The 6,870-nt window shown below is 61.0% G+C and carries 5 protein-coding genes and 2 pseudogenes; 6 read left to right on the top strand and 1 reads right to left on the bottom strand.

Translation table 11 applies throughout. From position 1 onward, the window contains the following. The 3 genes and pseudogenes from G9U53_RS33055 to G9U53_RS33045 form a co-directional block, all read left to right on the top strand. Positions 1-164, top strand: a pseudogene (locus G9U53_RS33055) (IS110 family transposase); the annotation flags it as partial. Between the two features lie 314 nt (positions 165-478). Next, entirely contained in the window at positions 479-1,597 is a 1,119-nt protein-coding gene (locus G9U53_RS33050; protein WP_165639969.1) for an NDMA-dependent alcohol dehydrogenase, read from the top strand. Between the two features lie 65 nt (positions 1,598-1,662). Then, positions 1,663-3,060: an aldehyde dehydrogenase family protein gene (locus tag G9U53_RS33045; RefSeq protein ID WP_016895512.1), complete on the top strand. Its 1,398-nt coding sequence runs from the start codon at positions 1,663-1,665 to the stop codon at positions 3,058-3,060. Positions 3,061-3,516: 456 nt separating this feature from the next. Here G9U53_RS33045 and G9U53_RS33040 read toward each other — a convergent pair whose 3' ends face one another. After that, positions 3,517-4,128, bottom strand: a complete 612-nt coding sequence (locus G9U53_RS33040) for a TetR/AcrR family transcriptional regulator (protein ID WP_016895511.1) — start codon at positions 4,126-4,128, stop codon at positions 3,517-3,519. Between the two features lie 169 nt (positions 4,129-4,297). Between G9U53_RS33040 and G9U53_RS33035 the strand changes: the two genes are divergently transcribed. The 3 genes and pseudogenes from G9U53_RS33035 to G9U53_RS33025 form a co-directional block, all read left to right on the top strand. Next, on the top strand, positions 4,298-5,515 hold the full coding sequence (locus G9U53_RS33035; RefSeq protein WP_165639968.1) for an acetyl-CoA C-acetyltransferase: 1,218 nt from the start codon (positions 4,298-4,300) through the stop codon (positions 5,513-5,515). A 17-nt stretch (positions 5,516-5,532) separates the two neighbouring features. Next, positions 5,533-6,264, top strand: a complete 732-nt coding sequence (locus G9U53_RS33030; protein ID WP_165639967.1) for an SDR family NAD(P)-dependent oxidoreductase — start codon at positions 5,533-5,535, stop codon at positions 6,262-6,264. A gap of 25 nt (positions 6,265-6,289) precedes the next feature. Then, positions 6,290-6,745 (top strand): annotated as a pseudogene (locus tag G9U53_RS33025) (acyl-CoA dehydrogenase family protein); the annotation flags it as partial. Positions 6,746-6,870 lie beyond the last annotated feature (125 nt).

Below are 6,870 nucleotides of genomic sequence, written 5' to 3'. Positions count from 1 at the left end.
CGCTGCACGACACCGCCAGCCGCACCTACTACGACCGAAAACGAGCCGAAGGAAAGAAGCACAACGCCGCCCTCATCTGCCTAGCCAGACGCCGCTGCGATGTTCTCTACGCCATGCTCAAGAACCACGAACCCTACCGATCAAACGCCGCGACCGCCGCTTGACGAAAACAATAGGGACACCCCCCTGAGCGTCGTAACGACGGATTGATGCCCGCCAGATCGACAGATCGGCCGTTCCGTACAGCTCACACGTTAGTCGAATCGGGAAGCGGACAACAGATTCGTCGCGGTCGACGCGCCCACGTGTGCAGGCGAATTCGTATTCTTCCAACGAGTCGGCAGGCTCTTGACAGAGAATCAAACGAACCATAGATTTATGACTTGCATCACCACCAGGTTCAGATGCTCTCGCATGCCGTCACCGACGCATCCGCTCGATTCACACTGCATTCGCTCACCCCTTGGAGGACCACATCATGAAGACTCAGGCTGCTGTTCTATGGGAACTGAACGCAGATTGGAAGGTTCAGACAGTAGAACTCGATGATCCGGGCCCTACCGAGGTACTTGTCGAGATGAAGGCGACAGGACTGTGCCATTCGGACGATCATTCGGTGACCGGCGACATGCCGACCCCACGCCCGATCGTCGGTGGGCACGAAGGCGCCGGGATCGTTCGCAAGGTAGGAGCAGAAGTCCACGGCCTCGCTGTCGGCGACCATGTCATCACCTCATTCATCCCGGCCTGCGGGAAGTGTCGCTGGTGCGCAATGGGAATGCAGAACCTGTGCGACAACGGGGCCATCATTCTCGAAGGCACTCAGCCGAGTGGCGGATACCGGATGCACATCGACGGAACGGATATCGGGACACTGAGCACGCTCGGAACTTTCGCCGAATGGCAAGTTTACGACCAGATGTCGGTTGTCCGTATCGATAAGGACATCCCACTCGATGTCGCCTGTCTCGTGGCTTGTGGCGTCCAGACCGGTTTCGGCTCGGCAACCACGGCGGCGGAGGTGAAGGCCGGCGATGTCGTCTTGGTGATCGGTGCGGGTGGAGTCGGGATGAATGCAGTGCAGGGCGCCGCAACGTCTGGTGCGAGTCACGTCGTCGTGGTGGATCCCGCACCGTTCAAGCGGGAGCAAGCCCCCTTGTTTGGCGCCACCGAGACGTTCGCCGACTTCGCCGAGGCCGACGAGTTCGTCAAATCGATCACTAATGGACAGGGAGCAGACTCCGCCATCGTCACGATGGGTGTTGTGCACGGAGAAGATATCGGTAGGGCGTACAGCGCAATTCGTAAGGCCGGTACTCTCGTGATCACCGGTCTGAGTCCAGTTGACGAGGACGGACTCCCCGGCGTCAACGCTTTCACGCTCGCCATGTTCCAGAAGCGTATTCAAGGTGCGCTGTACGGCATGGCATCCCCGCGCGAGGCGATGCCGATGCTGCTGCGCTTGTACCAGTCGGGCAAGCTCAAGCTCGACGAACTGATCACCCGCCGCTATACCCTCGACCAGATCAATCAGGCGTACGCCGACATGCACGACGGACGCAATATTCGCGGGATCATCGAATTCGGTAGCAAGTAGCGCCCACCAGTACATCCGTGCACCCGACGCACACCTTCGAACACTCGAGATCGAGGAGCTCAATCATGTCCGTACCGACAGCCACAGATCCATCGACGCGTACATACCGAACAACTAATCCGGCGACCGGCGAAGTGGTTCGGGAGTACCCGCCACTGACCGACGCCGACGCCGATGCCCTATTGATTCGCGCGCATGCGGCGTACCAGACGTGGCGTCGGACTCCGATTGCCGAGCGAGTGCGTCTGTTTCGGAAATTCATCGAACTGCTGGAAGCGAACGTGGACGAACTGGCCGCGCTCGTGACGACGGAGATGGGCAAGCCGTTGGCTCAGTCGGTGGCGGAGATGGACATGGTCACGTCGACTTTTCGGTACTACGCAGACAACGGTGAGAAATTGCTCGCCGACGTCGAGACCGAGATCGCCGGTTTCACTCGGGCGATTACACGCCGGGAACCAGTCGGGGTGGTTCTCGGCATCGAACCATGGAATGTTCCGATGTATCAGGCAATGCGCGCAACAGCGCCGAACCTGATGTTGGGCAACACGGTTCTGCTCAAACCATCCGAAATCTGTGCTGGTTCGACGCTGTTCTTCGATCACCTCTTCGCAGAAGCGGGCTTTCCGGCCAATGTGTACCAGACCGCACTTGTGTCGACCACCCAGGTTTCCGCGTACATCGCCGACGACCGCGTTCGCGCAGTCACCTTGACAGGATCTGATCGCGCCGGATCCGCTGTCGGAGAGCAGGCTTCACGTCACATCAAACCGGTTGTACTCGAACTCGGCGGATCCGATGCGTTCATCGTGCTCGAGTCCGCCGATGTCGAGGCCGCTGCGGACACGGCGGCGGGACTGCGGTTGTTCCTCGGCGGTCAGTTCTGCAATGCCCCGAAGCGGGTGATCGTGACCGATGCCGTCGCAGACGACTTCATCGCTCGCTATGTTGCCACCTTCGCCGCCAATACACTCGGTGACCCATTCGACCCCGCTACAACCGTTGGACCACTGTCGAGTTCGGTGGCGGCCGACACCCTCGAGGCGCAGTATCGTGACGCAGTCGACAAGGGTGCAACCGTCCTCGTTCCTGGCGGGCGCGTCGATGGGCCGGGCGCGTTCTTCACCCCGGCGGTACTCACGGACATCACCCCCGATATGAGGATCTTTTCCGAAGAGGCATTCGGTCCGCTCGGCATGATCTACCGCGTCGCCGATGCTGCTGCCGCGGTCAAGCTCGCAAACGAATCTGCATATGGATTAGGCGGTACGGTGTTCGGAGATTCCAACGCTGCACGCGATGTGGCGCAGCAACTCGACACCGGAATGGTGGGAATCAACAATTTCCTCGGCGCGCCTGCCGAGATCCCGTTCGGTGGAACCAAGCGCTCCGGAGTAGGCCGCGAGTTGGGCGCATCCGGCATGGACCAGTTCGCCAACATCAAGACATACGGCATTTCCTGAATCGAACGAGATCCGTTTCGTGCCGACTCACCATATGTTGGTTCACGCGGGTCCTGATTAGCAGCGCCAAGGTCACAGTCGGACCGGCGCCGCTGGTCAGGACCCGCTGCGATCTCGGTATCAGTGGCCTGGGAAGGACGGTGATCTCGCTCCGCCCGGATGGGCGTGCACCAAAGGAAGTTACCCACGAAAGAAAGGGTGAACGCCAAAAAACAGGGTTGGCTGTCGTCGCATCCCACTTTTCGCAGTCGATACCTGGCGTCCCTAACGCGCCGGCATGCACAGTGGCAGCGCCGACGAAACTTGGCTTGACCGAGCACCCTCGTACTCGTCGACGTAAACCCGGTATGCGAGCGGGATGGGCGACGGCCCAAGGTAATTGTCTGTTGTCGTGAAGAAGAGTGCTTCGATGATCGCGGCACCTTTCTGCCGGGCGCTGCCGTCTGCGGCCGGGAGTCAGTCGTTCGCACCGACCATTCGGAGTGCCAGTTCGACGTAGCGTGTTGCGATGATGTCGGGCTCGGAGTACGTATTCGAGGGGAACCATCGGCTGACGTCGACGCCGAGAGACGTGATGGCTAGTGTGGCGGCCTCGACGTCGATTGTTTGGAAGTCTCCTGACGCATCGCCGGCTTCGATGATTCGTGTGAATACCCGTGACGTGGTCCGTCTGATGTCTGCGATTGCGTTGAAGTGCTCGTGTGAGAGCGAACGTAGTTCGTGTTGCACGACTCTCGCGAGTGCGTGGTTGTCGGCGTGCCACTTCACGTACGCAGTTACGGTGGCCGCCAGCCTCAGAGCGGGCGGCGCGATCGGCTGGTCGGCGTGCATGACGGTGGCGAGTGCGGCGTTATGGCCTTCCAAGCTGATGGCGAACAGTAGCGATTCTTTGGTCTTGTAGTGGGGGTATACGGCTCCAGGACTCAGGTCCAGACTGGCTGCGATTTCCCGAGTGGTGCTCGCCCCATATCCCTTGGCTGCGAAGACTTCGATAGCCGCAGTCCGTATGCGGGCGGCGGCTTTTGACGTGCCTACCTCACATGCGACAGCTTGCGCGGGTGTGCTCATCGCACGGTTGCCTCTCGATCGTTTGAGGTTGACAGGTATCCATCTGCGCAGTCAGTATATGCGAGCGCATAGAAACTATGCGCTCGCATATTTATGGCCGCGCGGTGCTCCGCGCGAAACCCACCCCCGCTCGAGTGCGTCCGCACTCGGCCCCAACTCAGGAGGCTTCATGCCCGAGGCTGTCATTGTTTCTGTTGCACGCTCGCCGATCGGCCGCGCCATGAAGGGATCGCTCAAGGGTATGCGCCCGGACGATCTGACCGCGCAGATGGTCCAGGCCGCTCTTGCAAAGATTCCGGCTCTGCGTCCCTCCGACATCGACGACCTCATGCTCGGTTGCGGATTGCCGGGAGGAGAGCAGGGGCAGAACATGGGCCGCAACGTCGCGATCCAACTCGGCTACGACTTCATCCCCGGTACGACGGTCACCCGGTACTGTTCGTCATCACTGCAGACCACAAGGATGGCCCTGCATGCGATCAAAGCCGGTGAGGGCGACGTCTTCATCTCCGCCGGTGTCGAGACTGTGTCTCGATACACCAAAGGCAACTCCGATTCACTTCCCGACACGCAGAACCCGCTGTATGCCGACGCACAGGCTCGCACCGAGAAGCTAGCCCAGGGCGGTCAGCAGTGGGTCGACCCCCGCCAGACGGGTTTGCTCCCCGATACCTACATCGCCATGGGGCAGACCGCCGAGAACGTTGCCCAGGTCACCGGAATCACCCGCGAAGAGCAGGACCGCTGGGCGGTACGGTCCCAGAACCGCACCGAGGAAGCGATCAAGAACGGCTTCTTCGCACGCGAGATCACCCCGGTCACACTCCCGGACGGCACAGTCATCAGCGAAGACGACGGTCCTCGTGCCGGCACCACCTACGAGGCCGTCAGCCAACTCAAGCCCGTATTCCGACCCGACGGCACCGTCACCGCCGGCAATGCCTGTCCACTCAACGACGGCGCCGCTGCCTTGGTGATCATGTCCGATACCAAAGCCAAGGAGCTGGGACTGTCCCCACTCGCCCGCATCGTGTCCACCGGGGTCTCCGGGCTGTCGCCGGAGATCATGGGCCTGGGCCCGATCGAAGCGTCCAAGCGGGCTCTCACGATCGCGGGGCTGGGTATCTCCGATATCGACCTCGTCGAGATCAACGAGGCATTCGCCGTGCAGGTGATCGGGTCGGCGCGAGAGCTGAACATCGACGAGGACAAGCTCAACGTCTCCGGTGGCGCCATCGCTCTGGGGCACCCCTTCGGTATGACCGGTGCCCGCATCACCGCGACATTGCTCAACAACTTGCAGACCTACGACAAGCAGTTCGGCCTCGAAACCATGTGTGTCGGAGGCGGACAAGGTATGGCAATGGTCCTCGAACGCCTCAACTGACAGCGAAGGAAACACCCATGGGCAACATCACTTATGACTTCACCGGCAAATCGGTCATCGTCACCGGTGCCGCCCGCGGCATCGGTCAGGCACTGGCACGCCACTTCGTCGAAGCCAAAGCCGCCGTCTTCATGGTGGACTTCGACGAGATCGAACTCGACAAGGCCGCCCGTGACGTCGGCGCCGTCGGCATCCCCGCCGACGTCAGCAACACCGACGACGTCGAACGGGTCGTCTCCACCGTGATAGACGAGACCGGCCGGATCGACATCCTCGTCAACAACGCGGGCATCCTGCGCGACAAGGTGCTGTGGAAGCTGACCGACGACGACTGGAATCAGGTCCTGAATGTCCACGCCGGCGGGACATTTCGTTTCACGAGGGCATGTGTACCGCACTTCCGGAAGCAGGAATTCGGGCGCGTCGTCAACATCACCTCCTACACCGGACTGCACGGCAACCGGGGCCAGGCGAACTATGCCACCGCGAAAGCCGGGATCATCGGATTCACCAGAACCGCTGCGAAGGAACTGGCCGCGTTCGGTGTCACCGTCAACGCCATCTCGCCGAACGCAGCCACGCGGATGACCGCCTCGATTCCTGAGGACAAGATCGCCGAACTCACCGGACCAATCTCACGGTTCGCCGACCCGTCCGAGATGGCCGATGCCATCTGCTTCCTGGCTTCCGAGGAAGCCGGCTACATCACTGGCGTCGTCCTTCCGGTCGACGGCGGTGTCTCCATGTGACACCATTTTCTGAACGGATGAACCCATGACCGATGTACTCTCCCGGCGCGACATCGACTTCCTGCTCTACGAATGGCTCGACGTCACCTCGCTGACCTCCCGCACACGCTTCGCCGAACATTCGAAGGACACCTTCGACGCGGTGCTCGACCTCAGCGCGGACATCGCGCACAAGCATTTCGCCACACACAACAAGAAGGCCGACGCCCAGGAGCCGACCATGCGCCCCGACGGCACCGTCGACATGATCGACGAGGTCAAAACGGCCCTCGACGCCTACGCGACGTCGGGACTGATCGCGGGGCAATTCGACGAGAGCGTCGGAGGCATGCAACTACCCACCACGGTGGCACGGGCGGCGATGGCCTGGTTCCAGGCAGCCAATGCCGGTACCGCCGCATACCCGTTCCTGACAATCGCCAACGCCAACCTGATCGCGGCTTACGGCACCGAACAGCAGATCGACGACTACCTCCGCCCGACGATCTCGTTCTCCAAGGTGATGAAGAGCATCGGTTCACGGCATACGACGGTGACTTCCTCAATGTTGTCCCATGCATCGAGATCGATGTAGGGTCCACCATTTTCGAAGATGTGGTCTTCGCC

Origin of the sequence: Rhodococcus sp. D-46 (assembly GCF_011290655.1) — a bacterium.
GTDB classification, from domain to species: domain Bacteria; phylum Actinomycetota; class Actinomycetes; order Mycobacteriales; family Mycobacteriaceae; genus Rhodococcus_F; species Rhodococcus_F qingshengii.
Note: the sequence above shows the minus strand (reverse complement) of the source record. Positions and strands in the feature narration are given on the sequence as shown.

Excerpts from the sequence above, each read along its gene's own strand:
- G9U53_RS33050 (WP_165639969.1), top strand. The coding sequence starts at position 479 with ATGAAGACTCAGGCTGCTGTTCTATGGGAACTGAACGCAGATTGGAAG.
- G9U53_RS33045 (WP_016895512.1), top strand. The coding sequence starts at position 1,663 with ATGTCCGTACCGACAGCCACAGATCCATCGACGCGTACATACCGAACA.
- G9U53_RS33040 (WP_016895511.1), bottom strand. The coding sequence starts at position 4,128 with ATGAGCACACCCGCGCAAGCTGTCGCATGTGAGGTAGGCACGTCAAAA.
- G9U53_RS33035 (WP_165639968.1), top strand. The coding sequence starts at position 4,298 with ATGCCCGAGGCTGTCATTGTTTCTGTTGCACGCTCGCCGATCGGCCGC.
- G9U53_RS33030 (WP_165639967.1), top strand. The coding sequence starts at position 5,533 with ATGGGCAACATCACTTATGACTTCACCGGCAAATCGGTCATCGTCACC.